The sequence below is a fragment of the Gorillibacterium terrae genome, from assembly GCF_051594785.1.
Taxonomy (GTDB): Bacteria; Bacillota; Bacilli; order Paenibacillales; family NBRC-103111; genus Gorillibacterium.
Genome location: NZ_JBPPGI010000002.1, coordinates 185,629 through 211,420 on the forward strand (window position 1 = coordinate 185,629; position 25,792 = coordinate 211,420).

At 60.3% G+C, this 25,792-nt stretch carries 19 protein-coding genes and 1 pseudogene; 19 read left to right on the forward strand and 1 reads right to left on the reverse strand.

What is annotated here, in order from left to right:
* Nucleotides 1–110: 110 nt before the first annotated feature.
* The 13 genes and pseudogenes from gpr to dnaJ all read left to right on the forward strand — a co-directional run bounded on the left by gpr (nucleotide 111) and on the right by dnaJ (nucleotide 16,148).
* A complete protein-coding gene (gpr, locus tag ACSEXS_RS10990; RefSeq protein WP_438433276.1) occupies nucleotides 111–1,109 on the forward strand; it encodes a GPR endopeptidase in 999 nt (332 codons plus the stop codon).
* Between the two features lie 146 nt (nucleotides 1,110–1,255).
* Nucleotides 1,256–2,026, forward strand: coding sequence for an HAD family hydrolase (locus ACSEXS_RS10995; protein ID WP_438433277.1), 771 nt, complete (start codon nucleotides 1,256–1,258; stop codon nucleotides 2,024–2,026).
* 395 nt (nucleotides 2,027–2,421) lie between these two features.
* Entirely contained in the window at nucleotides 2,422–3,720 is a 1,299-nt protein-coding gene (gene spoIIP, locus ACSEXS_RS11000; RefSeq protein WP_438433278.1) for a stage II sporulation protein P, read from the forward strand.
* Between the two features lie 4 nt (nucleotides 3,721–3,724).
* Nucleotides 3,725–4,249 carry a hypothetical protein gene (locus ACSEXS_RS11005; RefSeq protein WP_438433279.1) on the forward strand — a complete coding sequence of 175 codons (525 nt, stop codon included), beginning with the start codon at nucleotides 3,725–3,727 and terminating at the stop codon, nucleotides 4,247–4,249.
* An 83-nt stretch (nucleotides 4,250–4,332) separates the two neighbouring features.
* Entirely contained in the window at nucleotides 4,333–6,147 is a 1,815-nt protein-coding gene (lepA, locus tag ACSEXS_RS11010) for a translation elongation factor 4 (RefSeq protein ID WP_438433280.1), read from the forward strand.
* Between the two features lie 184 nt (nucleotides 6,148–6,331).
* Complete coding sequence (gene hemW, locus ACSEXS_RS11015) at nucleotides 6,332–7,486, forward strand: radical SAM family heme chaperone HemW (RefSeq protein ID WP_438433281.1); 1,155 nt, start codon at nucleotides 6,332–6,334, stop codon at nucleotides 7,484–7,486.
* A 151-nt stretch (nucleotides 7,487–7,637) separates the two neighbouring features.
* Nucleotides 7,638–8,588, forward strand: a pseudogene (mraY, locus tag ACSEXS_RS11020) (phospho-N-acetylmuramoyl-pentapeptide-transferase).
* A 291-nt stretch (nucleotides 8,589–8,879) separates the two neighbouring features.
* Nucleotides 8,880–9,350: an N-acetyltransferase gene (locus ACSEXS_RS11025; protein WP_438433282.1), complete on the forward strand. Its 471-nt coding sequence runs from the start codon at nucleotides 8,880–8,882 to the stop codon at nucleotides 9,348–9,350.
* A 165-nt stretch (nucleotides 9,351–9,515) separates the two neighbouring features.
* A complete protein-coding gene (hrcA, locus tag ACSEXS_RS11030; RefSeq protein WP_438433283.1) occupies nucleotides 9,516–10,544 on the forward strand; it encodes a heat-inducible transcriptional repressor HrcA in 1,029 nt (342 codons plus the stop codon).
* A gap of 39 nt (nucleotides 10,545–10,583) precedes the next feature.
* On the forward strand, nucleotides 10,584–12,146 hold the full coding sequence (locus ACSEXS_RS11035; RefSeq protein WP_438433284.1) for a TCP-1/cpn60 chaperonin family protein: 1,563 nt from the start codon (nucleotides 10,584–10,586) through the stop codon (nucleotides 12,144–12,146).
* 208 nt (nucleotides 12,147–12,354) lie between these two features.
* Nucleotides 12,355–12,915 carry a nucleotide exchange factor GrpE gene (gene grpE, locus ACSEXS_RS11040; RefSeq protein WP_438433582.1) on the forward strand — a complete coding sequence of 187 codons (561 nt, stop codon included), beginning with the start codon at nucleotides 12,355–12,357 and terminating at the stop codon, nucleotides 12,913–12,915.
* A 116-nt stretch (nucleotides 12,916–13,031) separates the two neighbouring features.
* Nucleotides 13,032–14,879: a molecular chaperone DnaK gene (gene dnaK / locus ACSEXS_RS11045; protein ID WP_438433285.1), complete on the forward strand. Its 1,848-nt coding sequence runs from the start codon at nucleotides 13,032–13,034 to the stop codon at nucleotides 14,877–14,879.
* A gap of 147 nt (nucleotides 14,880–15,026) precedes the next feature.
* Nucleotides 15,027–16,148: a molecular chaperone DnaJ gene (dnaJ, locus tag ACSEXS_RS11050; protein WP_438433286.1), complete on the forward strand. Its 1,122-nt coding sequence runs from the start codon at nucleotides 15,027–15,029 to the stop codon at nucleotides 16,146–16,148.
* 252 nt (nucleotides 16,149–16,400) lie between these two features.
* Here dnaJ and ACSEXS_RS11055 read toward each other — a convergent pair whose 3' ends face one another.
* A complete protein-coding gene (locus tag ACSEXS_RS11055; RefSeq protein WP_438433287.1) occupies nucleotides 16,401–17,054 on the reverse strand; it encodes a GntR family transcriptional regulator in 654 nt (217 codons plus the stop codon).
* A 215-nt stretch (nucleotides 17,055–17,269) separates the two neighbouring features.
* Between ACSEXS_RS11055 and uxuA the strand changes: the two genes are divergently transcribed.
* From uxuA to ACSEXS_RS11085, 6 genes are all read left to right on the forward strand, one after another.
* Nucleotides 17,270–18,346 carry a mannonate dehydratase gene (gene uxuA, locus ACSEXS_RS11060; protein ID WP_438433288.1) on the forward strand — a complete coding sequence of 359 codons (1,077 nt, stop codon included), beginning with the start codon at nucleotides 17,270–17,272 and terminating at the stop codon, nucleotides 18,344–18,346.
* Nucleotides 18,347–19,990 (forward strand): mannitol dehydrogenase family protein, encoded by a 1,644-nt coding sequence (locus tag ACSEXS_RS11065; RefSeq protein ID WP_438433289.1) that lies wholly within the window; start codon nucleotides 18,347–18,349, stop codon nucleotides 19,988–19,990.
* Nucleotides 19,987–21,402, forward strand: a complete 1,416-nt coding sequence (gene uxaC / locus ACSEXS_RS11070) for a glucuronate isomerase (RefSeq protein WP_438433290.1) — start codon at nucleotides 19,987–19,989, stop codon at nucleotides 21,400–21,402. Before ACSEXS_RS11065 ends, uxaC begins: the two co-directional genes overlap by 4 nt.
* A 34-nt stretch (nucleotides 21,403–21,436) precedes the next feature.
* Nucleotides 21,437–23,521 carry an alpha-glucuronidase family glycosyl hydrolase gene (locus tag ACSEXS_RS11075; RefSeq protein ID WP_438433291.1) on the forward strand — a complete coding sequence of 695 codons (2,085 nt, stop codon included), beginning with the start codon at nucleotides 21,437–21,439 and terminating at the stop codon, nucleotides 23,519–23,521.
* A 344-nt stretch (nucleotides 23,522–23,865) separates the two neighbouring features.
* Nucleotides 23,866–24,819, forward strand: a complete 954-nt coding sequence (locus ACSEXS_RS11080; RefSeq protein WP_438433292.1) for an ABC transporter permease — start codon at nucleotides 23,866–23,868, stop codon at nucleotides 24,817–24,819.
* Nucleotides 24,820–24,849: 30 nt separating this feature from the next.
* Entirely contained in the window at nucleotides 24,850–25,779 is a 930-nt protein-coding gene (locus ACSEXS_RS11085; RefSeq protein ID WP_438433293.1) for a carbohydrate ABC transporter permease, read from the forward strand.
* Nucleotides 25,780–25,792: the final 13 nt, after the last annotated feature.

Below are 25,792 nucleotides of genomic sequence, written 5' to 3' on the forward strand. Positions count from 1 at the left end.
CGCCCTTACCGCCGTCCTCCTGCCGCTGTCCTGTCGCCGTCACCGCTTCGGGGTATGAAGTTCCGGCCCGTTTCGCACACTAACGGCAAGCAGTGAAGGGAGGACGCCTGATGGACAACGAACCCATTTACTCGGGCAGCACGGACCTTGCCCTGGAAGCCAACGAGCTCGCTTCGCGCAGGCGCGGAGACGCCGTTCCCGGCGTAGAGAAGGATGTGCGGGAAGAGGACGGCATCAAGATTACGGTTCTCGATATCAAGACGCCGGAAGCGGGCCGCTCGATCGGGAAGCTGCCGGGCCATTATGTCACCATGGAGGTTCCCGGCCTCCGGCGAAAAGATACCGATCTGCAGGATCAGGTGGCGACCCGCTTCGCCGGTGAGTTCGCCGACTTCCTGACACGGATCGGGATCGATCCCGACGACAAGGTGCTGATCATCGGGCTAGGCAACTGGAACGTGACGGCGGATGCGCTCGGTCCCATCGTCGTGGAGAATGTGCTGGTGACGCGCCATTATTTCGAACTGATGCCGGGCCAGGTGGAATACGGCTACCGCCAGGTGAGCGCGATCGCTCCGGGGGTGCTCGGCACGACCGGCATCGAGAGCAGCGAGATCGTCGCCGGCATCGTCGAGAAGACGAAGCCCGACCTGATCATTGCCATCGACGCACTGGCCTCGCGTTCGCTCGACCGCGTGAACACGACGATCCAAATTGCCGATACGGGGGTTCATCCCGGTTCGGGCATCGGCAACAAGCGCAAAGGGCTGACCAAGGAGATTCTCGGCGTGCCGGTCATTGCCATCGGCGTGCCGACGGTGGTTTACGCTTCCACCATCGTCGACAACAGCATCGACTTCATGGCGGCGCATTTCCGGAAACAGACGCAGAGCGCGGACAAGATCCTCGGCCTGCTGGATAAGCTGACGGATTCGGAGCGGCTGCAGCTGGTTAAAGAAGTTCTTGATCCCATCGGACAGGACCTTCTGGTGACGCCGAAGGAGATCGATCAATTCATCGAAGATATCGCCAATATCATCGCAAGCGGATTGAACGCCGCGCTGCATGCCGCCGTCGATTCCACGAACGTGGCGGCTTACACCCATTGAATCGAAGCGAGGGGAGCCCGGGCGAGCGGGGCGTTCGCCCTTCCCGGCGGACTTCCCCCGCTCTTTTTTTTTCGACAGGTTCTGTGCTATAGTCAGGGAAATACCGCCCTTATCATAACGCATAAGATAGAGAGGAGGCGCGGAGCATGAACCCGCAGCTGATCCTGTTTGACATGGACGACACCCTCAGCCACTGCAACAAATACTTCGATCTGGTGCTGGAGCAATTCAGCGACCAACTCACCACCTGGTTTGCCGCCCATCGGCTGACGGCCGATGCCGTAAAGGACAAGCAGTACGAGATCGACACGCAGGGCGTCACCTTGCTCGGCTTTACGGAGGACCATTTTCCGGCATCGCTCGTCGAGACGTACCGGTATTTCTCCCAGATGACCGGCCGTCCCGAGGACGAAGCCGAGATCGAGAGCCTGCTGCAGCTCGGACGCTCGGTCTACGACCGCAACGTGGAGCCTTATCCGGACATGGCCGAGACGCTGACGCGGCTGTCGGAGGCGGGACACACGCTGTTCCTGTACACCGGCGGCGTGGAAGCGATTCAGAAGCGCAAGGTGGAATCGCTGAAGCTGGGCGATTTTTTCGCTGACCGCATCTTCATCCGCCGCCATAAGAATTCCGACGCCCTGGAGGCGATTCTGACCGAGCACCAATTCGACCGGTCGCGGACCTGGATGATCGGCAATTCGCTCAGAACCGATATCCTTCCGGCGCTGGAGCGGGGGATCAAGGCAATCTACGTGCCGGCGATTACCGAATGGGATTATAATATCGTCGAGCTGACGATTAAGCCCGAAGGGGCATACTTTACGGTTCCGGCGCTAAAAGATGTGCCGGACACGATCCACGGTTATTTGGCAGCCGACGGAGAGCTTCGCGCCGAGGAACGGAAGGTTCAATAGACAGACCCGGCTTGGACGGAGCCGATTTCAATCCGCCATCCGCGCCTTCGGGCCGGTCTTTTTCCGATGACACGGTCGTCGGGAAGGGTCGGGTCCGGAGGCGTTTTTGATAGGCAAGCGAAAGAGACGGCTATATAGACTGAACAAAAGAAAGCCGAAGAAGTGGAAGGTCGTGAAGAAGCGGAGCGTTCGCCTTTGATCCCGGGTTTCCCCTAAAAAGTTCATTCAGGAAATCGGGGATCAACAGCGATTCGGAATGACATTCCAACTGCGCAGGCGTAAAGGTTAAGTTCAGTCTATATAGCGGGAAGTTCTATTCGATAGAAGAGATTCATAGAGTCTAGTAAATGGGAATCTGGACTCTCCCTGAAACTCGCGATCGGAGGACGACCCAAATGAAATGGCATTCTTTCACCCTGGATCTCAGCAAACTCCGCAAGCTGGTGCAGCATTCCGCCGCCATGCTGAAAACGATGGGGACCCTGGTCCTGTGCACCTTCCTGTTCTTTCTCCTGATTGGACTCGCTACCTTCGCCAACAGCAAGCTCGACCGGGCGCCGGTCTCGCCGGTGAAGGGCTGGGCCGCGGCGATTTCCAATGCCTTTTTTATCGATGCCATGGGGCTGGAAATTCCGCATCTGCAAAAGGACCCGGCGACCTCCTCCTTCAGCGGACCCAGCATGTTCCACTTCGCCTTCCGCCTGCTTACCGACGTCAACCTGAAGGATCCGCGCACGTTCCTGGCGCGCGAGGTGCCGGGGCTTGGCGCCGATAAGGCGATCCTGCTGCGCAAGCCGTCCGGAAGCGGCGATGACTTGATCGGACCGGAGGATTACACGCCGTCGCAAAACACGGGCAAAGGCCAATCCGGAGACGGCGGATCGTCCTCGCCGAACGGGGCCGGACCGGCCGCCTCCTCTCCGCCGAATCCCGCCGACAGCCCGCACCCCGGGGATAGCCCGGATTCCAGTCCGGGCGGAGCCGAATCGACGCCGCAACCGAGCGGTTCGCCGGAGCAAGCGGCCGACGAGAAGCTGGTGCTGATCTATTCCTCGCACAACCGCGAATCCTACCTGCCCGAGCTCCCCGGTGTCACCGACCCGGACAAGGCATACAGCTCCAAGACGAACGTAACGCGGGTCGGCGCCCGGCTGGCCCAGCAGCTGGAGAAGCGAGGGGTCGGGGCGATCAGCTCCAATACCGACTATACGAGCGTGGTCAAGAATTTCAATTACCTCTATTCCTACAAATATTCGAATAAGACGGTCAAAGAAGCGTTCGCCACCCACCCGGAAATCCAATTCGTCTTCGACATTCACCGGGATTCGCTGAAGCGGAGCAAGACGACGATCGAGATCGACGGCAAGTCGTACGCGCAGATCTACTTCATCATCGGGCAGCGCAATCCCCACTGGCAGAAGAACGAGGACTTTGCCTCCCGAATCCACGAGCTGCTGGAAAAGAAGAAGCCGGGGCTGTCCCGGGGGATCTGGGGGAAGACGCCGCGCGAGGGGAACGCGGAATACAACCAGACGCTGGCCGACAACAGCGTGCTGATCGAGATCGGCGGCCCGTACAACTCGCTGGAGGAATGCTACCGCACAGCGGATCTTCTCGCGGAAGCCATCGCCGAGCTGGCGCACCAAGCCGTGAAGGCCGATGCCTCGCAGAACGCTTCGGGCAAGGAGGGATGAAGCGATGCGGCGAATCGGCAAAGCGGGCTGGATTCTTCTCTTGATCGGCTTCGGGATCTTCTTCGGCATCGACCAGGCGGCCAAGCACGAGGGGCAGTCCCCCTGGGAAGTACATCCTTCGTATTGGTCGCCTGCCGGCTCGGACCGGGAAGCGGCAGACGGAACGCGCTCGGCCGCCCAGGCCGGGCCGAAGGAACAGGCCGCGGCAGGCAGAGTGCCCGCCGAAGCCAATCCCGAAGCGTCCACGTCGGCTTCCGGAGCCACGCGGCCGGTGCCCGCCGCCGGGAGCGGAGCCAACGGAGCCCAAGCTACAGCGCTTGGCGGAAACGCGTCCGCGGCCGCTCGGCGGGCGGCCGCATCCGGGCTTGGGACGAAGCCCTCCGCCTGGGGCGAACCGACCAGCAAGACGGCCCGCGCTTCCGATTCGTTCCTGAACCGCCTCGGCAACAAGCTGGGCGAAGCGGTGCGCGGATTCTTCTCTGCGGTGATCGGCTGGATCGTCGGCTTGTTCAATCAATTGCTCCGGTAAAAGGCGAAGCGCGTTCCTCCATTGCTGTCCCCCCTCCGAACTGGTATACTTATTCTACTTGTGATCTTTTCGGAGGCTTGAGAATGGCAGACATTCGGCAACGACAGACAAAAATCAGAAATTTCTCGATCATCGCCCATATCGACCACGGCAAGTCCACGCTGGCCGACCGCATCCTGGAGTACACCGGGGCGCTGACCTCGCGGGAAATGCAGGAGCAGGTTCTCGATCAGATGGACCTGGAGCGGGAGCGGGGCATCACGATCAAGCTGCAGGCCGTCCGCCTGTCCTATAAAGCCGATGACGGCGAGGAATACATCCTCAACCTCATCGACACGCCGGGGCATGTCGATTTTACCTATGAGGTGTCGCGCAGTCTGGCCGCTTGCGAAGGCGCCCTGCTCGTCGTGGACGCCGCCCAGGGCATCGAAGCGCAAACCTTGGCGAACGTCTACCTGGCGCTCGACAACAACCTGGAAATCCTGCCGGTCATCAACAAGATCGACCTACCGAGCGCGGAGCCGGAGCGGGTGAAGACCGAGATCGAGGAGGTCATCGGCCTCGACGCCGGCGAAGCGGTGCTCGCCTCGGCCAAAGCCGGCATCGGCATCAAGGAAATCCTGGAGCAGGTGGTCACCAAGGTTCCGGCGCCTACCGGCGATCCGGATAAGCCGCTCAAGGCGCTGATCTTCGATTCCCACTACGACCCGTATAAAGGCGTCATCGTCTATGTGCGCGTCATCGACGGCTCAATCCGTTCCGGCACCAAGATCAAGTTCATGGCGACCGACAAGACCTACGAGGTTATCGAGGTCGGCGCCTTCAAGCCGCGGATGACCGTCGTCGACGAGCTGGCGGTGGGCGATGTCGGCTTCATCGTCGCCTCGATCCGCAACGTCAAGGACACCCGGGTCGGCGACACGGTGACCGACGCGAGCCATCCGGCCACCGAGGCTCTTCCCGGTTATCGCCGGATCAATCCGATGGTGTTCTGCGGACTGTATCCGATCGAATCGACCGACTACAACGACCTGCGCGATGCGCTCGAGAAGCTGGAGCTGAACGACGCGTCGCTGCGCTACGAGCCGGAAACCTCGACCGCGCTCGGGTTCGGCTTCCGCTGCGGCTTCCTCGGCCTCCTGCATATGGAGATCATTCAGGAGCGGATCGAACGGGAGTTCAATATCCCGCTGATTACGACGGCTCCGAGCGTCATCTACAAGGTGACGCTGACGAACGGAGAAGTCATGGAGATCGACAATCCCTCCAACTATCCGGATGTGGGACGGATCGAATATGTAGAAGAGCCGTACGTCAAAGCCTCGATTATCGTCCCGAACGATTTTGTCGGAGCGATCATGGAGCTGTGTCAGAACAAGCGCGGCGAATTCGTCAACATGGAGTACCTGGATACGAACCGTGTGACCCTGACGTACCACATGCCGCTGTCGGAGATCGTATTCGACTTCTTCGACCAGCTCAAGTCGAGCACGAAGGGCTACGCTTCCTTCGATTACGAGGTCTCGGACTACAAGACCTCGAACCTGGTCAAGATGGACATTCTGCTGAACGGCGAGCAGGTGGACGCGCTGTCCTTCATCGTGCACCGCGACCGCGCCTACAACCGCGGCCGGATCATCTGCGAGAAGCTGCGGACGCTCATTCCGCGCCAGATGTTCGAGGTGCCGATCCAGGCGGCCATCGGGCAGAAGATCATCGCCCGCGAGACGGTCAAGGCGATGCGCAAGAACGTGCTCGCGAAGTGCTATGGGGGCGACATCTCCCGTAAGCGCAAGCTGCTGGAGAAGCAGAAGGAAGGCAAGAAACGCATGAAGCAGGTCGGCAGCGTGGAGGTACCGCAGGAAGCGTTCATGGCGGTCCTGAAGATCGACGAATAGGCCGTTCGATAGATGCATTGAATTTCCGGGAGCATGCGCCCGTCCCCGCGCTTTCCGCGGCCCGTCGCCGAGACGGCCAGCGGATAAGCTGGGGCGGGACCGGCTCCTTTTTTGCCGGATTAAAGAGAGAATGATTCTCAAGACTGCGGAGCGCCCGGAAGAGAAAGACGAGGAGGAAGCAAGCATGACTTGGCCGGAGATGACGCCGGAATCGGTATACCTGCACATTCCCTTTTGCACGAACAAATGCCACTACTGCGATTTCAACTCTTATGTGCTGAAGGGCCAGCCGGTGATGGATTACCTGGATGCCATGGAGCGGGAGATGGAACGGACGGTGCGGGCGATTCCGCCCGGCCCGATCCGGACCTTCTTCGTCGGCGGCGGGACGCCGACCGTCTTGACGCCGGAGCAGATGGAGAGCTTCCTCGCACGGGTGAACGCCTACTTCCCCGACCGGACGGACGATTGCGAGTTCACCATGGAGGCCAACCCCGGCACGGTCGAGCCGGACAAGCTCGCCGCCATGAAGGCCGGCGGAGTGAACCGGGTCAGCTTCGGCGCCCAGTCGTTCGACGACGGGCTGCTGGAGCGGATCGGCCGCATCCACGCGGCGGAGGATGTGTTCCGCAGCATCGAACACGCGCGGGCGGCGGGCTTCGACAACCTGTCGATCGATCTCATGTTCGGTCTTCCCGGCCAGACGCTGGCGGTCCTCGACCGCTCGCTCAACACGGCGCTGACCCTCGATCTGAAGCATTATTCGATCTACGGGCTGAAGGTGGAGGAGAACACCCTATTCCATACGCTGTACATGCGCGACAAGCTGCCTCTGCCCGCCGAGGAGGAAGAAGCGGCCATGTTCGCCCGCATCATGGAGCGGCTTGCCGCGGCGGGCTACGAGCAGTACGAGATCAGCAACTTCGCCAAGCCCGGCTATGCAAGCCGCCACAACTGCGCCTATTGGGAGAACCGGGCCTATTACGGCATCGGAGCCGGAGCGCACGGCTACGCGCGGGGAGAACGGCATATGAACATCAAGGGCGTGAATCCGTACATCGAAGCGACCAAGGAGCGGCTTCCGCGCCTGGAAACGAGCCCGGTGCCGCGCCGCGAGGCGATGGAGGACTTCATGATGGTCGGACTGCGCAAGCTGAGCGGCGTGCAGGATGCCGATTTTCAGGCCCAGTTCGGCGAATCGATGTGGCAGGTCTTCGGCGAGGAGATCGCCAAGGAGGAGAAGCTGGGGATGATCTCCCGGGTCGGAGACGGCTTCAAGCTGTCGGAGCAGGGGATCTTCCTCGGCAACGAGGTTTTTGCGGAATTTGTGGGGGGTTGAAGAGATCCCTCAAGCAATCGTAACGGCAAGGTTAAGGCCATCTCCAGAGGAGTGGCCTTTTTTTCTTTTCTATTCATGCAAAGGATTAATTATCCACTAGATAGAATTAAAGAGTACAGAGACAACTTCTAATGAAAGCGGTGCAATCGGTATGCTGGGGATCTTTGGCGTGTCGGGTCTTTCGTTTTTGCTTGTTGCCATTTTTACACCACTGCTCATCCGAGGGCTTCGGGTTCTCAAACTAACGCAGCCTATTCGATCTGAGTTGCCGCCTGACCATCAAGCCAAACGGGGAACACCGCTGATGGCTGGCCTGATCTTGCTTGTCGGTGTGGTCATGTCCCTCCAGTATCATCCCGTCCCATTGATGATCTTTTTAGGAGTGACGTTTCTCTTGTTTAGTTCGGTGGGGTTTATGGATGATTTCAAAAAGGCGGCCTGGTAAGATCCATCCGGCATTTCCGGAAAGGCGAAGCTTGTGTTTCAATTCGCTTTTACGGGTATGCTGCTGTTCACCCTGTTCCGCTCGTTCTCATTGACGAGTAACATTGCGTTGTTCCACGGGTTTCAATTACACCTTCCCGTTTACGTATACATCGCAATCATGCTGCTGTTTGTAGTGGGTTCAGCAAATGCGATTAACTTTACAGATGGTCTGGACGGGCTATTAATCAATGTTGCGATCCCAACTTATTTTTTCTTCTTTCTGATCTCGGACAAATCGGAAGTGCAAACATTTTCTCTCATCATGATTGGCTGCCTGCTCGGTTTATTTCTCTACAATATTTATCCTGCCCGAGCCTTCATGGGGGATACGGGATCGCTTGCGATTGGAGGGTCTCTTTCTTTTTTAGCCGTTATTGAAAAGGTTGAGATTTTAATTCCGTTGCTTTTTTCAGTCTATCTGGTTGAACAGGTCTCGGTCATTTTGCAGGTGTGGTACTACAAACGCACCAAATTGCGCCTCTTCAAGATGGCCCCGATCCATTATCATTTCAGCCTAAAATACGGATGGAGCGAGAATAAGATCGTCATGGTATTCGGTTTTATTTCATGGGGATCCGTTCTACTCTGCTGGCTTATTTGGAAATTTGTGCTTTAGACCAAGCCAGGACTAAATATACCTTAACGTAAGGTAAAGCTGATAGGAGAAACGGCGGAAGGGCATTAATAAAATGAATGAGACTTTGTATTAACGTTGTATAAAAGGGTTGAAGAAATGCTCCTCCAAAGTGGAACCCCGTTGTCGAAGTTCGGCCGTGTCAGCAATAAAGCCAATTTTCATCCCGGTTTGTCTGCATAAAAAAGTTCCGGACGGTACCGAAAGGGCATTGCACATCCATTCGCTCTGTTGTATATTTATTCATATCCTTCAGAAGCGGTGGTGATGGCCATGACGACAAGTACGGTCGCGTGCAGACAGGCGTCGGAGCAAGATATCGATCAATTGGCAGAGATTATTGAGGGGTACGCCCGCCAGGGGATCATGCTGCCGCGTCCGAAAGAGCTGCTGCGTTACTCGATCGATTCGTTCGTCGTGGCGGAAGTGGGAGGCAAGCTGATCGGGTGCGGCTCCCTCTGCAAGCTCGGTCCGGAGCTGGTTGAAATCCGCTCCCTCGGCATCTCGGACGGGTTCAAGGGCCAGGGCATCGGCCGCAAGCTGGTCGATACGCTCGTCGCCCAGGCGAAGGCGGCGGGGATTCCGCGGGTCATGGCGCTGACCTACGAGGTCGCCTTTTTTCAGAGAGTGGGCTTCTCGGTCGTGTCCAAGGAGATTTTTCCGGAGAAGGTATGGAAGGATTGCGTGAACTGCAGCAAGCAGCAATGCTGCGACGAGATCGCCGTCTTGAAAGAGCTCGCCTAGAGCCGGAAATCGGGCGGAAAACGCGTCTCCCCGGAGCTCCATTCACTTGACAACCGCCCTTCACGGGTGGTATTTTTGTATGGAGGATTAGCACTCATTAAACGAGAGTGCTAACGAGCCGGGAGGAAACCCCTCTTCGGCTAACCATTGAAGGAGGGAACCCGATTGTTAACGGAACGCCAGCGGTTAATTCTTCATGCGATTATCGACGATTACATCGGTACGGCGGAACCGGTCGGGTCCCGCAGCCTGTCCAAGCGGGGCGACATCAAGTTCAGCCCGGCGACCATCCGCAACGAGATGGCCGACCTGGAGGAGCTTGGCTTCCTGGAGCAGCCGCACACCTCGGCGGGCCGTGTCCCTTCCAACAAAGGCTACCGCTATTATGTCGATCATCTGATCAAATACGGAGCGCTGTCGAGCCACGAGCTCACGGTGATGAAATCGTTCTTCGCCGAGCGCATGTCCCAGATGGAGCAGGTTATTCAGCAGGTCGCGAGCATTCTGTCCGGCCTGACCAATTACACGTCGATCGTCCTCGGGCCTGAGGTGTTCAGCACAACGCTGAAGCATCTGCAGGTGGTTCCGCTGAACGAGCGGAAGGCGGTGGCGATCATCGTCACCAACACCGGCCAGGTGGAAAACCGCACCGTGGACATTCCCGAGGGCATTCCGATCTCCGAGATCGAGAAGGTGGTCAACCTCCTGAACGAGAAGCTGCGGGACGTTCCTCTGCTGCACTTGCGTTCACGGCTGTACAGCGAGATCGGCGCCGAGCTCGGCCGTTACATGAACGGCTGCGAGGAGCTGGTCGGCATCCTTCAAGAGGTGTTCGAGTCGAAGGAGGAGCAGGACCGCGTCTTCCTGAGCGGCGCGACCAATATGCTGAACCAGCCGGAGTTCAAGGATGTCGACAAGGTCAAGCACATTCTCGACCTGCTGGCCGAGACGCCGATTCTGATGAAGATGGTGTCTTCGCAGTCGGAAGGCATCCAGGTGCGGATCGGAGCGGAGAACAACGTAGCGGCCATTCAGGATTGCAGCTTGATTACCGCCACCTATTCGCTGGAAGGACGCAACATCGGCACGATCGGGATTCTCGGTCCCACCCGAATGGAATACGCCAAGGTGATGGGCATTCTCGATCATCTCTCCAAGGAGCTGCCGGTGATTCTCGGCCGCTGGTATGCCTGACGGCAGAGCCAAAGCGGCCGGAAAGGAAGAGACCTTTCTATGGATGCGACGAAAACGGGCGGACGCGACGGAGAAGAACGCTTCGCCGCCCTAATGAATAACGCCTCGGCGATCCGCGCGGTCTGCTCGGCCGTCGAGGGCACCCTCGGTCCCAAAGGGCTCGACACGATGCTGGTGGGACCGGGAGGCGATGTGCTGATCACGAACGACGGGGTGACCATCCTCGAGCGGATGGATGTCTCGCATCCCGCCGCCCGGCTCTTGGTGCAGGTCGCCCGTTCACAGCAGGCGGAGATCGGCGACGGAACGACCACCGCCACGGTGCTGGCGGGGGCGATGGTCGCCGAGGGCTCCGCGCAGGTGCTGAAGGGAGTGCCCGTGGCCAAGGTGGTGGCGGGCATCGAGGAAGGCGCGCAGCTGGCCGCCGCCTTCCTGGAAGAGACCGCCGTGCCGATCGAGGACCTGGACGATCCGATGCTGTTCCGGATCGCTTACATAGCCGGCCGGGAGCACGCCGATTTAGCGGGACTCGTGCTGGATGCCGCCCGGCAGGTCGGAAGGGAGCGGCTTCGCGACGAGCGCTACCGGCTCGCATCCGCCGTGACGCCGCTCTCCGGCGGCAAGAGCGAGGTCGTGCCCGGCCTGCTGCTCGCCAAGAAGCCCGCGGGCTTCTACGAGCGGGAAGAGGCGGAGGGCGAGCGCGTCCTCGTGCTGATGGACGCGCTGGAGCCGGCGAAGCCCGCCGAGGAGGCGCTCGCCACGGAAGCGGGCTACCGCGAGTACGCCCAGAGCCGCGAGCGCTTCCGGGCCGAGCTCGTCCGCCTGGCGGAGCTCGGCGTCGGCCTGATCGCGCTCGACCGCGGCGTCGACGCCGAGGCGGAGCAGTTCTGCGCCGACCGCGGCATCATGGTGCTGCCGCGGCTGCCGCGCGCCGACCTCGCGCGCCTGCGCGACTACGCCGGCGCCGTGCCGGTGCGCCGCGCCGCGCTGGAGAAGCCGGCCGCCGAGCTCGCCCGCGCGCTCGGCCGGGCCCGCGCCGCGTACGACCCGGCGCACGGCCGCGTGCGCGTGACCGGCGGCGCCGGGCGGCCTGCGGTCGCCGTGGCCGTCGGCGCGAGCACCCGCGAGCTGGCCGGCGAGCGGGCGCGCATCGCGGCCGATGCCGCCGCCGCGGTACAGGCCGCCGTGCGCGGCGGGTACGTCGCCGGCGGCGGCGCGGCCGAGCTGGCCGCCTCCCGCGAGCTGGAGCGGCGGCGCGAGACGCTGCGCGGGCTCGAGGGCTTCGGCCTCGCCGCGGTCGCGGAGGCGCTTCGGCGGCCGCTCGCGCAGATCGCCGTCAACGCGGGGCTCAGCCCCCTCGAGAAGGTCGAGGAGGCGAGAGCGGCCCAAGCGCTGGCGAATTCCGCCGCGCTCGGCATCGATTGCGACACCGGCGAAGTCGCCGACATGATCGCGCTCGAGATCGTCGACCCCGCGCCGGTCAAGCTGCACGCCATCCGCGCTGCGGGCGAAGTGGCGGCCGCCGTCCTGCGCATCCGCACGGTCATCAAGATGCGGTCCGCGGAGGCGGAGGACGCCGAAGACGGGAGCGGAACCGGCTAACCGGGGAGCCCCGAGGCGGCCGAATTGCCGCGGCTTTTTTTCCGCAGGATTCGGGAAAGCTAGCTGGGATAAGGCCGCCGTATCCACCCAAACGTCATGATTATTCGAACCAGGGAAACAAGCGGACCGGAAAACGGGTAAAGAACACAAGGAACGTCGACCCGGTCCGATTTGGTCAAGGAGGTGAACCACATTGAGTCAGCAAGACATGCAGGACCCGAAAGAACCGAACATTCCGGAGCAGGCCGAAGAGGTTCAGGCCGGGGAAACGCCGGAGGCGGTTGGTACCGAAGCGGGCGAAGCGGTTCAGGACGAGGCAGCCGCAACGATCGCCAGGCTGGAGCGCGAGCTCCAGGAATCGCTGGAACGCAGCCTTCGCGCCCAGGCGGACTTCGACAACTTCCGCCGCCGCACTCGGCAGGAGAAGGAAGAGTTCGCCAAGTACGCCTCTTCCAAGGTGATCGGCAGCCTGCTGCCCGTTATCGATAATTTTGAGCGCGCGCTGGAGTCGAGCCGGGAAACCCGCGACTTGGACGCGCTGTTGAAGGGCCTCGACATGACCTACCGCCAGCTCGGCCAAGTGCTGGAGCAGGAAGGCGTGAAGAAGATGGAGACGGTGGGACAGCCGTTCAATCCGGAGCTTCATCAAGCCGTCATGCAGGTGGAGTCCGACGAGCACGAGGAAGGAACGGTCGTCGAGGAAGTAATGAAGGGCTATACGATGGGCGAGAAGGTGCTCCGCCCGGCCATGGTCAAGGTCAGCTCCTGACCGATCCCTGCCGGACAACGTTCTCACGCCATTTTCTCGGCGGACTTACTCCGTCTGCGGCTTACGCTTCATTCCAAAACGTTCAAACGTGAATTTGATAAGGAGGAACTCAAATCATGGGCAAAGTCATCGGCATTGACCTTGGTACCACCAACTCTTGCGTGGCGGTGATGGAAGGCGGCGAAGCCGTCGTCATCCCCAACCCGGAAGGCAACCGCACGACCCCTTCGGTGGTCGGCTTCAAGAAGGACGGCGAGCGGATCGTCGGCGAGAGCGCCAAGCGCCAAGCCATCACCAACCCCGACCGCACGGTCAGCTCGATCAAGCGGCACATGGGCACGAACCACAAGGAAACGATCGGCGACAAGTCCTACACGCCGCCCGAAATCTCGGCCATGATCCTGCAAAAGCTGAAGTCCGACGCCGAAGCTTATCTCGGCACGTCGGTTACTCAAGCGGTCATCACCGTTCCGGCCTACTTCAACGACAGCCAGCGCCAGGCCACCAAGGACGCCGGCAAGATCGCCGGCCTCGACGTGCTGCGCATCGTCAACGAACCGACGGCGGCGGCGCTGGCCTACGGCCTCGACAAGGATAAGGAAGAAACCATCCTCGTCTTCGACCTCGGCGGCGGCACGTTCGACGTCTCGATCCTGGAGCTGGACAGCGGCACCTTCGAAGTCCGCGCCACGAGCGGCGACAACCACTTGGGCGGCGACGACTTCGACCAGAAGGTCATCGACTACCTTGTGGCCGAATTCAAGAAGGACCAGGGCATCGACCTGAGCAAGGACAAAGCGGCCGTTCAGCGGCTGAAGGATGCGGCGGAAAAGGCCAAGAAGGAACTGTCCGGGGTGCTCACCTCGACGATCTCTCTGCCGTTCATCACGATGGTCGACGGCGTTCCGCAGCACTTGGAAACGACGCTGACCCGCGCCAAGTTCGAAGAACTGACCGCCGACCTCGTGGAACGCACGATGGGACCGACGCGCCAGGCGCTGTCCGACGCAGGCCTGTCCGCCGGCCAGATCGACAAGGTCGTCCTCGTCGGCGGCTCGACGCGTATTCCGGCCGTCCAGGAAGCCGTCAAGCGCCTGATCGGCAAGGAGCCGCACAAGGGCGTTAACCCCGACGAAGTCGTCGCCCTCGGCGCCGCCATCCAGGCAGGCGTCCTGACCGGCGACGTGAAGGATATCCTGCTGCTCGACGTTACCCCGCTGTCCCTCGGCATCGAAACGGCCGGCGGCGTGTTCACGAAGATGATCGAGCGCAACACGACGATTCCGACGAGCAAGTCTCAGGTGTTCAGCACCTTCGCCGACAACCAGACGAGCGTGGAAATCCACGTGCTGCAAGGGGAACGCTCGATGGCGTCCGGCAACAAGACGCTCGGCAAGTTCATGCTGGGCGACATTCCTCCGGCTCCGCGCGGCGTGCCGCAGATTGAAGTCACCTTCAACATCGACTCCAACGGCATCGTCAATGTATCCGCCCAGGATAAAGGCACCGGCAAGAGCCAGAACATCACGATCACCTCGTCCGGCGGCTTGACCGACGCCGAGATCGACCAGATGATGAAGGATGCCGAAGCGCACGCCGAGGAAGACCGCAAGCGCAAGGAAGAAGTGGAAATCCGCAACTCCGCCGACCAACTGGTCTATACCGTCGACAAGACGATCAAGGACCTGGGCGACAAGGTGGACCAAGGCGAAATCGCCAAGGCCGAAGCGGCCAAGGAAACGCTCAAGAAGGCGCTGGAAGGCACCGATACCGACGCGATCAAGAAGGCGTCCGACGAGCTGACCGAGATCGTTCAGCAGTTGTCCGTCAAGCTGTATGAGCAGGCGGCAGCCGCGCAGCAAGCAGCGGGCGGCGCAGGAGCGGCCGGCCCGGAAGCAGGCGGAGCCAAAGGCAAGGACAACGTAGTCGATGCCGATTACACGGTCGTCGACGACGACAAATAAGCGGCCGGGGCCAGAGCGCCCCGACGAAGCATGAATAAGCAGATCGGGCACAAGTCAAAGCCGCGTGCGGCTTTGACTTTGCTTGGGTTTTAACGGGTTGACCCGCGGGTCGCTTGAGATTCGGGAGAATTAGGCGGTGGTGAAGCTTTGAGCAAGCGAGATTATTACGAGGTGCTGGGCGTCGCGAAGGACGCTTCGGCCGACGAGATCAAGAAGGCGTATCGAAAGCTGGCGCGCCAGTATCACCCGGACGTCAACAAGGAAGCGGACGCCGAGGAGAAGTTCAAGGAAATCAACAATGCCTACGAGGTGCTGAGCGACGACCAGAAGCGGGAATCCTATGACCGCTTCGGGCATGAAGGCCCGATGGGCGGCATGGGCGGAGGCGGCGCCGGCGGCATGGACTTCGGCGGCTTCGGAGACATTTTCGATATGTTCTTCGGCGGCGGAGGCCAGCGGCGGAATCCGAACGCGCCTCAGCGCGGCAATGATCTTCAATATACGATGACGATCGAATTCAAGGAAGCGGTCTTCGGCAAGGAGACGGAAATTACCATTCCCCGCACCGAGACCTGCTCCCGCTGCCACGGCTCGGGCGCGAAGCCCGGCACCAAGCCGGAGACCTGTACCGTCTGCAAGGGCACCGGCCAGCAGGAGGTCATTCAGAACACGGCGTTCGGACGGATCGTCAACCGCCGCGTCTGCCAGAACTGCAACGGCCAGGGCCAGATCATCAAGGAGAAGTGCGGCGATTGCCACGGCTCCGGCAAGGTGCGGACGCAGCGGAAAATCCAGATCAAGATTCCCGCGGGCGTGGACGACGGAGCGCAGCTCCGCGTAACCGGCGAAGGGGAAGCGGGATCGAAGGGAGGCCCTCCCGGAGACCTGTTCCTCATCATCCGCGTGAAGTCGCACGAATTCTTCGAGCGCGAGGGCGATGACATTTACTGCGAGGTTCCGCTCACCTTCGCCCAGGCGGCGCTCGGCGACGAGATCGAAATTCCGACGCTGACCGAGAAGGTCAAGCTGAAGATTCCCGCCGGCACCCAGACGGATACCTATTTCCGGCTGAAGGGCAAGGGCGTTCCGCGCATGCGCGGCTACGGCCAGGGCGATCAGCACGTCAAGGTGGTCGTGGTCACGCCGACCAACATGAGCGACCAGCAGAAGGAGCTCCTGCGCGAGTTCTCTGCGATGAACGGCGAGCAGACCCACGAGCAGTCGAAGAACATCTTTGAGCGGATGCGCAAGGCGTTCCTCGGCGATTAAGCGGGAATAGGCTCGGCAGCCCGATGTTGGGGCGTCGGGGCATGGAGAGGCAGCGGTTTCCTCCGCTCCGGCCATGCGAATAAAACCGCTCCCAAGCAAGGGACAACAGAAGGACCTTTCCCGTCAATTGACGGGAAAGGTCCTTTTGTATATGCGCATATTCGTCCTTCAGCGGCCTCCTGCAGCCCTGATTGCCGAGTTATCTGACTCAGTACCGAGCCTATCCTCGATCCGGCGGCCGCGCCAAACGCTTCAGCGCTTGATATAATCGGCAAAGTTCTCCTGCAGGTACTTCGTGTTGATGTCCTCGTGCAGGTGATGCTCCACGAGCTCGTCGATCCGCTCCGGCTGCCGGTTCCGCATGCAGTCGAGGAGGAGCCGATGCTCCTTCCAGATGGCGATCAGCTTTTCCTTCTTGAGCATGTGCAGCCGCCGGTATCGCATGTAGTGGACGTTGGTCTGTTGGATCAGGTTCCAGAGGAACTCCCGTCCCGCCAGAGTGAACAGCGCTTTGTGGAACGCATCGTCCCAGACCAGAAATTCCTCGTGGGCGTCCTCAAGGCCGAAGGCCGCTTCCTGCTTGGCGAGGATGCCGTTCAGCTCCAGCACGCCTCGGAGCGGCAGCGCGGCGGCCAGGCTCTTGATGATTTCCTTTTCCAGCGTGCTTCGGAGGAAGATGATCTGCTCGACCGAATCCAGGTCGATGTGCGACACGACGTTGCCCTTCTTCGGGTAGATGTCGATATAGTTCTCGAGGGAGAGCTGCTTCAGCACATCGCGCAGAGGCGTCCGCGAGATATGAAAACGCTCGGACAAAGCGGTTTCGCTGAGAATGGCTCCCGGCTTGAGGGCGAGGGTGAGAATCTCCTGCTTCAGCTCGCGCATGATTTCCGATTTGGTTGCCATGGGGTTCCTGCTTCCTGATATAGTTGCTTCTAGTATACAACAGAAGAAAAAGCAAGGGAATCACCTTCCCGCAAAGCCTGCCGCCCGCCATCTCCGAATCCGCTTCCTTTTCCGCCAAAATGGGAGATTGACAGATAAGCGACGCTCGCTTATGATCGAATCGAACTTGTATACAAGATTGATCGTTTGGACATTGATCGGGAGGCGACGAACCTATGAAGATGACATGGCGTTGGTACGGCGAGGGCAACGACAACATTACCCTCGATCATATCCGGCAGATTCCGGGCGTGCACGGCATTGTATGGTCCCTGCACGACAAGGTGGCGGGCGAAGTTTGGGAGCTGGAACGCATTCAGGCGGAGGCGGACAAGATCACGGCAAAAGGCTTCAGCACGGCCGTGGTGGAGAGCGTCAACGTGCACGACGATATCAAGATCGGACTGCCGACCCGCGACCGGTATATCGACATCTATATCGATACGATCCGCAAGCTGGCCCAGGTCGGAGTCAAGGTGATCTGCTATAACTTTATGCCCGTCTTTGACTGGACGCGGACGGATCTGTACAAGGAGCTGCCGGACGGCTCGAACGCCTTGTTTTATGAAAAGGCTGCCATTACCGACAGCCCGCGGGAAATGGTCGACCGCATCCTGCGCGGCGCCGGTGAATTCACGATGCCGGGCTGGGAGCCGGAGCGGCTCGCCCGGCTTGACGAGCTGTTCGCTTCGTACGCAGACGTGACGGAGGAGAAGCTGTTCGAGAACCTGGTGTACTTCCTGAACCGGATCATTCCGGTCTGCGAGGAAGTGGACATCAAGATGGCGATCCACCCCGACGATCCGGCTTGGCCGATCTTCGGACTGCCGCGCATCGTCCGCAGCCGCGACTCGATCCGCCGCCTGCTGGATGCAGTCGACAGCCCGTACAACGGACTGACGTTCTGCACCGGCTCGCTCGGCACCAACCCGGCGAACGACCTGCCGGCGATGGTCCGCGAATTCCATGACCGGATTCCGTTCGCTCACCTGCGCAACGTAAAGGTGTTCGAGAACGGCGATTTCATTGAGGTCTCGCACCGGGGCGGCGACGGAAGCGTCGACCTGCCGGAGGTCGTCAAGGCGCTGCATGAGAGCGGCTTTGCCGGCTATGTCCGACCGGACCACGGCCGACACCTGTGGGGAGAAGAAAAGAACTGCCGCCCCGGCTACGGCCTGTACGACCGGGCTCTCGGCGCCATGTACCTGCTCGGCCTGTGGGACAGCCTGGAGCATGCCAAGGAGGCGATCTGAATGCTGCGTCTCAACCAGCGCGGCCTCGCCGACCGCGAGGGCTGGCAAGCGGCGGGCATCGAGCTGCCCCGCTTCGACCGGGAGCGGGTAGCCCGCAACACCGCCGAGCGACCCGAGTGGGTGCATTTCGGAGCGGGCAACATCTTCCGCGGCTTCGTGGCGAACGCGCATCAGGCGCTCCTGGACGCAGGGAAGGCCGATACGGGCATCATCGCCGCGGACACGTTCGACCGCGAGATGATCGACCGGGTTTACAAGCCCTACGACAACCTGACCCTGCTTGTGCTCATGAATGCCCGCGGCGAGTTCCGCAAAAAAGTCATCGCCAGCATTGTCGAGTCGCTCGCGGCGGACCCCGGACATTCTGAGGATGCCAAGCGGCTTTCTCAGGCTTTTGCGAGCCCGAGCCTCAAACTGGTCAGCTTCACCATCACCGAAAAGGGGTACGCCCTGACCGGTCCGGACGGCCGCTACCTGAAATCCGTGGAGCAGGACATCCAGGGCGGTCCCGAGCAGCCGACTCACGCGATGAGCATCGCCGCCGGCCTGGTCTATCGCCGCTATCTCGCAGGGCGGTACCCGCTCGCGCTCGTCAGCATGGACAACTGCTCGCATAACGGCGACAAGCTGAAGCACGGAGTAGTCACAATCGCCCGCGAATGGGTCGAGCGCGGTTTCGCGGAAGCGGGCTTCCTCGATTATCTGGCCGATGAAGCGTTGGTCTCGTTCCCGCTCACGATGATCGACAAGATTACGCCGCGCCCGTCGGAGAGCGTCCGCGAAGAGCTGGAACGGCTCGGCATCGAAGGCATGGACCTCGTCGTGACCTCGCGCAACACCTATACCGCTCCGTTCGTCAACGCAGAGACGAGCGAATACCTGGTGATCGAGGACCGCTTCCCGAACGGGCGGCCGTCTCTGGAAGCGGCCGGCATCATCTTTACCGACCGGGAAACGGTCAACCAGGTGGAGACGATGAAGGTCACCACCTGCCTCAACCCGCTGCACACGGCGCTCGCGGTCACCGGCTGCCTGCTCGGCTACACCCTGATCGCCGACGAGATGAAAGACCCGACGCTGCGCAAGCTGGTCGAGGTCATCGGCCGTCGAGAAGGCCTGCCGGTGGTGGTCGATCCGGGCATTCTGAGCCCGAGCCGGTTCCTCGACGAGGTGCTGGGGGAGCGATTCGCCAACCCGTTCATTCCCGATACGCCCCAGCGGATCGCCACCGATACCTCGCAGAAGGTGGGCATCCGCTTCGGCGAGACGATCAAAGCGTACCGGAACCGTCCCGATCTCGATCCCGCCCAGTTGACGGGAATTCCTCTCGCCATCGCCGCTTGGTGCCGCTATCTGATCGGGGTGGACGACCAAGGCCGTTCCTTCCCGCTCAGCCCCGATCCGCTTCTTGAGCCGCTGCGGGAGCATCTGGCCGGGGTCACGCTTGGGGACACGCAGTCCGGGATCAAGGTGATCCTGTCCGACCGCAGTCTGTTCGGGGTCGATCTCTACGAAGCGGGGCTCGGCGGCAAGATCGAGAAGTGGTTTTACGAGATGCTGGCCGGACCGGGGGCGGTTCGCGCTACCCTGGAACGTGAGCTCGGCCGGATCGAAGCGTCGGAGGGGAGAGAAGCGTGGTCATGAAAGAGTTTATGGACGAGAATTTTCTGCTGGAGGGCGACACCGCCCGCCATCTCTATCATGCGTATGCCAAGGCCATGCCCATTGCCGATTATCACTGCCATCTGAGTCCGAAGGAGATTTACGAGAACCAAACGTGGAACAACCTGAGCGAAGTTTGGCTGGGCGGCGATCATTACAAGTGGCGGGCAATGCGCGCCTATGGCATCGAGGAAGCATTCATTACCGGCGACGGGGACGCCTACGGCAAGTTTCTGGCCTTTGCCGAGACCCTGTCCGCCGCCATCGGCAATCCGCTCTATCATTGGTCGCATATGGAGCTGCGCCGTTACTTCGGCATAACCGAGGTTCTGAATAAGCAGAACGCTCCGGTCATCTGGGAAAAGGCGAACGCCATTCTGCGGCAAGGCGGCTTCGGCGCGCGCGACCTGATCGTCAAGTCGCGCGTGACGGTGGTTTGCACGACCGACGATCCGGCGGATTCGCTCGAGTATCATCTCCTGCTGAAGCAGGACTCGAGCTTCCCGGTGCAGGTGCTGCCGTCGTTCCGTCCGGATCAGGCGCTGGCGCCGAACCGCGATAGCTTCGCGGGCTACATCGCCCGGCTTGGGCAGAGCTGCGGCCGGGATATCCGCGATTACCGCACGCTGCTCGCAGCTCTTGAAGAGCGGGTCCAGTTCTTCAGCCAGGCCGGCTGCCGGGTCTGCGACCATGGGCTGGATGAGGTGGTCTACGCCGAGGCGAGCGTCGAGGAAGTGTCGGCGATCTTCGCGAAGGCCCTGCAGGGAAGCCGGGTCAGCGCCGAGGAGGAGCGGCAGTACAAGACGCATCTCCTGATCGAGCTCGGCAAAATGTACAAGGCCGCCGATTGGGCGGTCCAGTATCACATGAACGCCTCCCGCAACAACAACGGCGTCATGTTCGAGCGGATCGGACCGGATACCGGCTACGATGCCATGGGCGACAGCCCGGTCGTCAAGCCGCTGTCCCGCCTGCTCGACGCCCTGGAGCGGCAGGGCGGATTGTCGCGGACGATCGTGTATTCGCTCAACCCGAACGATACGCCGGCTCTCGCTACGCTGATCGGCGCCTTCCAGGGCGGCGGCATCCCCGGCCGGATGCAGCTCGGCGCGGCCTGGTGGTTCAACGACACGAAGGAAGGGATGCTCCGGCAGATGAAGACGCTGGCGGAATCCGGCATCTTCGGGCGGTTTGTGGGTATGCTCACGGATTCCCGCAGCTTCCTGTCGTATACCCGCCACGAATATTTCCGCCGCATCCTCTGCAGCCTGATCGGCCGCTGGGTCGACAACGGCGAGTTCCCGGATGGGGAAGAGCAGCTCGGGGCTCTGGTTCAGGACATTTGCTACAACAACGCAATGAACTACTTCGGCTTCTGGCCGAATGAGGGCTGAGACCGAACGATCAGAGGCCTGAGACGAAGCGGACATGATGCGCATAAAAGGAGTGGGATTGGTGAAGTCACGGGGGTATCAAGCCTGGTTGACAGAACAACGTTGGGAGAACGGAGCACGGATCGAAGCGGTTCGGCCGCTCTTCGGCCGCATTACGGCGGCGATCGAGGAAGAGGAGGGGCCGGGAGCATCGGCGATCGAGGAGCTGGCCGGCGGCATTGCCGCCCAGACCGGCATCCGCCCCGAGCTGACGGTAAAGGGCGGCGCATCGGCGATCGTGCTGGGAGACGCGGGGGCGGCTTCGGCGGCGCTTGCGGCGGCGGCCGCCGATGAGCTGGGCGAGGAAGGGTATTTGATTCAAAGCGGCGGCGAGGGCAGCGGCCGGTATATCGTACTGAAGGGCGGCAGCGGCCGGGGCCTCCTCTATGCCGTCTATCATTTCTTGCGGCTCATGGGCACGGGAGCGGAGCTTGCGGCATTGAGCCTTCGGGAGCTTCCGCGCAACCCGCTGCGGATGATCGATCAGTGGGACAACATGGACGGCAGCGTGGAGCGCGGCTATTCCGGCCGGTCGATCTTCTACCACGACAACCGGCTGCTGCTGGAATCGGAGCGGATTCGCGATTACGCCCGGCTGCTCGCTTCGGTCGGCATCAACGCGATCGCAGTCAACAACGTCAACGTCCATCGGGCGGAGACCCGGCTCATCACCCCCGAGTATCTGCCGGATGTAGCCCGCCTGGCTACCGTCTTCCGCCGCTACGGCATCCGCCTGTTCCTCAGCGTCAACTATGCCGCGCCGATGGAGCTGGACGGCTTCGCCACCGCCGACCCGCTCGACGAGGGAGTTCGCGAATGGTGGCGGCAGCGGGCGGCAGAGGTCTACCGGACCATTCCCGATTTCGGCGGTTTCCTGGTCAAGGCCGATTCGGAGAACCGGCCGGGGCCGTTCACCTACGGCCGCGATCACGCCGACGGGGCAAACATGCTGGCCGAAGCGCTGGCGCCTTACGGCGGGCTCGTGCTGTGGCGGTGCTTCGTCTATAACTGCCATCAGGATTGGCGTGACCGGTCGACGGACCGGGCGAGAGCGGCCTATGACCATTTCCGGCCGCTGGATGGCCGATTCCTGGACAACGTGGTGCTGCAGATCAAGAACGGACCGATGGATTTCCAGGTCCGGGAACCGGTGTCCCCGCTGTTCGGCGCGATGGAACGGACCAACCAGATGATGGAATTCCAGATTGCCCAGGAATACACCGGGCAGCAGCGGGACGTCTGCTTCCTCGTGCCGCAGTGGAAGGAAGTGCTGAACTTCGATACGCACCTCTCGGGCGAGGGCAGCACGGTCAAACGGATCGCCGCGGGCGAGGTGCACCCGTACAAGCACAGCGGACTCGCCGCCGTCTCAAATATCGGCAACGACGGCAACTGGACGGGACATCACCTGGCGCAGGCCAATCTGTTCGGCTTCGGCCGACTGGCCTGGAACCCGGAGCTCACCTCCGAGGAGATCGCCGGGGAATGGAGCAAGCTGACGTTCGGCTGCGAGGGAAAAGCGGCATCCGTCATCACCCGGTTCCTCCTGGACTCGTGGTCCATCTATGAGAGCTACACCGCTCCCCTCGGAGTGGGCTGGATGGTCCAGCCGCATTACCATTACGCCGTCGATGTGGACGGCTACGAATATTCGAAGTGGGGCACGTACCACTTTGCCGATTGCCGCGGCATCGGCGTCGACCGGACGCGCTCGACGGGAACCGGCTATGCGGGCCAGTACGCTCCGGCCGTTGCCGACCGCTACGATTCGCTGGATACCTGTCCCGATAACCTGCTGTTGTTCTTCCATCACGTTCCGTATACCCACGTGCTGAAGTCGGGCAAGACGGTCATCCAGCATATCTACGACAGCCATTTCGAAGGAGTGGAGCGGGTGGAAGCTGCTATCCGGGCCATTCGGCAGCTGGAGGATGACATCGACTCCGCTCGGTTTGCCGAGATGCTGGAGCGGCTCGGCTGGCAGGCGGACAATGCCCGGCAGTGGCGGGACGTCATCAATACCTACTTCTATCGCAAGTCCGGCATTCCTGACGAAAAGGGACGCCCGATCTACTCGTAAGTCACGACCCGCCCTTCCTGATGAAGGGCGGGTCTTCTTTTATCTGGAAACATAACCTGATTAAGATCGGTCAACTTTCTTTCATCCGGGATGCGTGTAAACCACTCCTGGACTCCCCGATTCTTCCATTATTCCGGATACGGCGGCAATATATCTTTATTCTGTACCAAGGTTTCTTTAGTTTGAAAACTATTTAAGGGAAATCTCCCATGTTACAATTTATATATAAGAAGTCAAGAGAACCAGCGGCGAGGGCCCTCGCATTTGAAACCGCTTCAAAGACTCTGTGCTGCTTCCGGTCAGTTGCGGAAACGACAAGAATACCAACGGAAAGGACAGTCAGAATGAGCAAGAAATCGACGCAAAAAAAAGCAAGAACCCGTTGGACAAAGGATGACACCGAGCTTGCGCTGCTCGCGCTGCCCACCACGGTCTGGTACATCCTGTTCAGCTTCCTGCCGATGTTTGGCATCATCATCGCTTTCAAAGACTTCCGGATCAAGGGCGGTTTTCTATCGAGCATTGTGAACAGCTCTTGGGCCGGAGGCAACGGTCTTAAAAACTTCGAATCCCTGTTTCATTTCGGGGATATCGGCACCATCATTCGAAACACGCTTTTGTACAACATCGTGTTCATCATCCTGGGGATTGTCATTCCGGTCGTCTTGGCGCTGGCGATTTACCAGCTTCATAGTCGGCGGGCCACAAAGGTGTATCAGACCGCGCTGTTCATGCCCTATTTCCTGTCCTGGGTGGTCGTTGCGGCGATTGTCTTCGGCTTCCTCAGCTATGACAAGGGCCTTCTGAACCAGGTAGTCGAGCAGGCGGGCGGAGAGCGGATTCAATGGTACATGCAACCCCGTTACTGGCCGTATTTGCTGACCTTTATGAATGTTTGGAAATCCCTCGGCTATGGAATGGTCGTCTATCTGGCTGCCATTGTCGGAATTGACAGCACCTATTACGAAGCGGCCGTCATCGACGGGGCGAGCAAGTGGCATCAGATGAAGTACATCACCCTGCCGCTGATGAAGCCCGTCATCATCATCATGTTCATCCTCAGTGTAGGACGAATCTTCTATTCCGACTTTGGCTTATTCTATCAGGTTCCGCAGGCGTCCAACTCCTTGTTCGACGTGACGTATACCATCGATGTCTATGTTTATTCCATGATGAAATCCGGCACAACCGGCATGGCTTCCGCGGCTGCCTTCATTCAGTCCACGGTAGGCTGCCTCACCATTCTTGCCGCCAATGCGGTCGTGAAGAAGATCGATCCGGACAGTGCGATGATCTAAAGGTTCTGCAACCGAAGAGAGGTGGACTCATTGAAAGATACTGCGGATGTGCAAAGCGGCTTGGACAAATTTAACCGGATCAAGCCGATTACCAACCTGGTGTTCCATGTACTTTTTATTCTTCTCGGCATCGTGTCTCTGTTTCCTGTCTTGTTCGTCGTGATCATTTCCCTGACCGCCGAATCCTCCATTCAAGAACACGGCTACCGATTGATTCCTTCCGCGTTCTCTTTGGACGGCTACCGGTTTCTCTATCAGCAGAGCGACATGATTCTTCGGGCCCTGGGGGTTTCGGTGTTCGTTACCGTAGTCGGAACCCTGCTCGGGATTGCGCTCACCACCAGCATGGGCTACGTCTTGTCCAGGCCGCAATTCCGCCTGAAAAAGTTTATGACCTGGCTCGTGTTCATTCCGATGATCTTTAACGGCGGGCTGGTCTCCTCCTATTTCATCACCGCCAATCTGCTGCATTTGAAGGATTCCATCTGGGCGCTCATTCTGCCGCTTGCGGTCAGCTCCTTCAATGTCATCATCTGCAAGACGTTCTTCCGCTCGACCATCCCGGACGCGCTGGTGGAATCGGCGAAGATTGACGGTGCGTCTCAGCTCCGGATCTTTTTCCGGATCGTCCTGCCGATCTCCCTGCCGGTCATTGCGACGATTGGCCTGTTCCTCTGCTTCTCCTATTGGAATGACTGGTTCCAATCGATGCTGTATATCGACAACCAGAACATGTACTCCCTGCAAGCCTTGCTGAACAAGATTATGGGGCAAGCCGATTATCTGGCGCAGAATGCTGCATCGCTCGGTGTCAGCGTCGCCGACCTGGCGGCCAAAATGCCGAAGGAATCCGCCCGCATGGCCATTGCCGTCATCATCGTTCTACCCATCGCCTGCGCTTATCCGTTCTTCCAGAAGTATTACACCTCCGGCCTGACCATTGGAGCCGTGAAGGAATAAGCGGGGCAAGCGC

Coding starts and splice junctions, on each gene's coding strand:
- ACSEXS_RS11065 (WP_438433289.1), top strand. CDS start 18,347: ATGCTGCGTCTCAACCAGCGCGGCCTCGCCGACCGCGAGGGCTGGCAA.
- uxuA (WP_438433288.1), top strand. CDS start 17,270: ATGAAGATGACATGGCGTTGGTACGGCGAGGGCAACGACAACATTACC.
- hemW (WP_438433281.1), top strand. CDS start 6,332: ATGACTTGGCCGGAGATGACGCCGGAATCGGTATACCTGCACATTCCC.
- ACSEXS_RS11080 (WP_438433292.1), top strand. CDS start 23,866: ATGAGCAAGAAATCGACGCAAAAAAAAGCAAGAACCCGTTGGACAAAG.
- lepA (WP_438433280.1), top strand. CDS start 4,333: ATGGCAGACATTCGGCAACGACAGACAAAAATCAGAAATTTCTCGATC.
- ACSEXS_RS11035 (WP_438433284.1), top strand. CDS start 10,584: ATGGATGCGACGAAAACGGGCGGACGCGACGGAGAAGAACGCTTCGCC.
- ACSEXS_RS10995 (WP_438433277.1), top strand. CDS start 1,256: ATGAACCCGCAGCTGATCCTGTTTGACATGGACGACACCCTCAGCCAC.
- dnaK (WP_438433285.1), top strand. CDS start 13,032: ATGGGCAAAGTCATCGGCATTGACCTTGGTACCACCAACTCTTGCGTG.
- grpE (WP_438433582.1), top strand. CDS start 12,355: ATGCAGGACCCGAAAGAACCGAACATTCCGGAGCAGGCCGAAGAGGTT.
- ACSEXS_RS11005 (WP_438433279.1), top strand. CDS start 3,725: ATGCGGCGAATCGGCAAAGCGGGCTGGATTCTTCTCTTGATCGGCTTC.
- gpr (WP_438433276.1), top strand. CDS start 111: ATGGACAACGAACCCATTTACTCGGGCAGCACGGACCTTGCCCTGGAA.
- ACSEXS_RS11075 (WP_438433291.1), top strand. CDS start 21,437: ATGATGCGCATAAAAGGAGTGGGATTGGTGAAGTCACGGGGGTATCAA.
- uxaC (WP_438433290.1), top strand. CDS start 19,987: ATGAAAGAGTTTATGGACGAGAATTTTCTGCTGGAGGGCGACACCGCC.
- ACSEXS_RS11025 (WP_438433282.1), top strand. CDS start 8,880: ATGACGACAAGTACGGTCGCGTGCAGACAGGCGTCGGAGCAAGATATC.
- ACSEXS_RS11055 (WP_438433287.1), bottom strand. CDS start 17,054: ATGGCAACCAAATCGGAAATCATGCGCGAGCTGAAGCAGGAGATTCTC.
- spoIIP (WP_438433278.1), top strand. CDS start 2,422: ATGAAATGGCATTCTTTCACCCTGGATCTCAGCAAACTCCGCAAGCTG.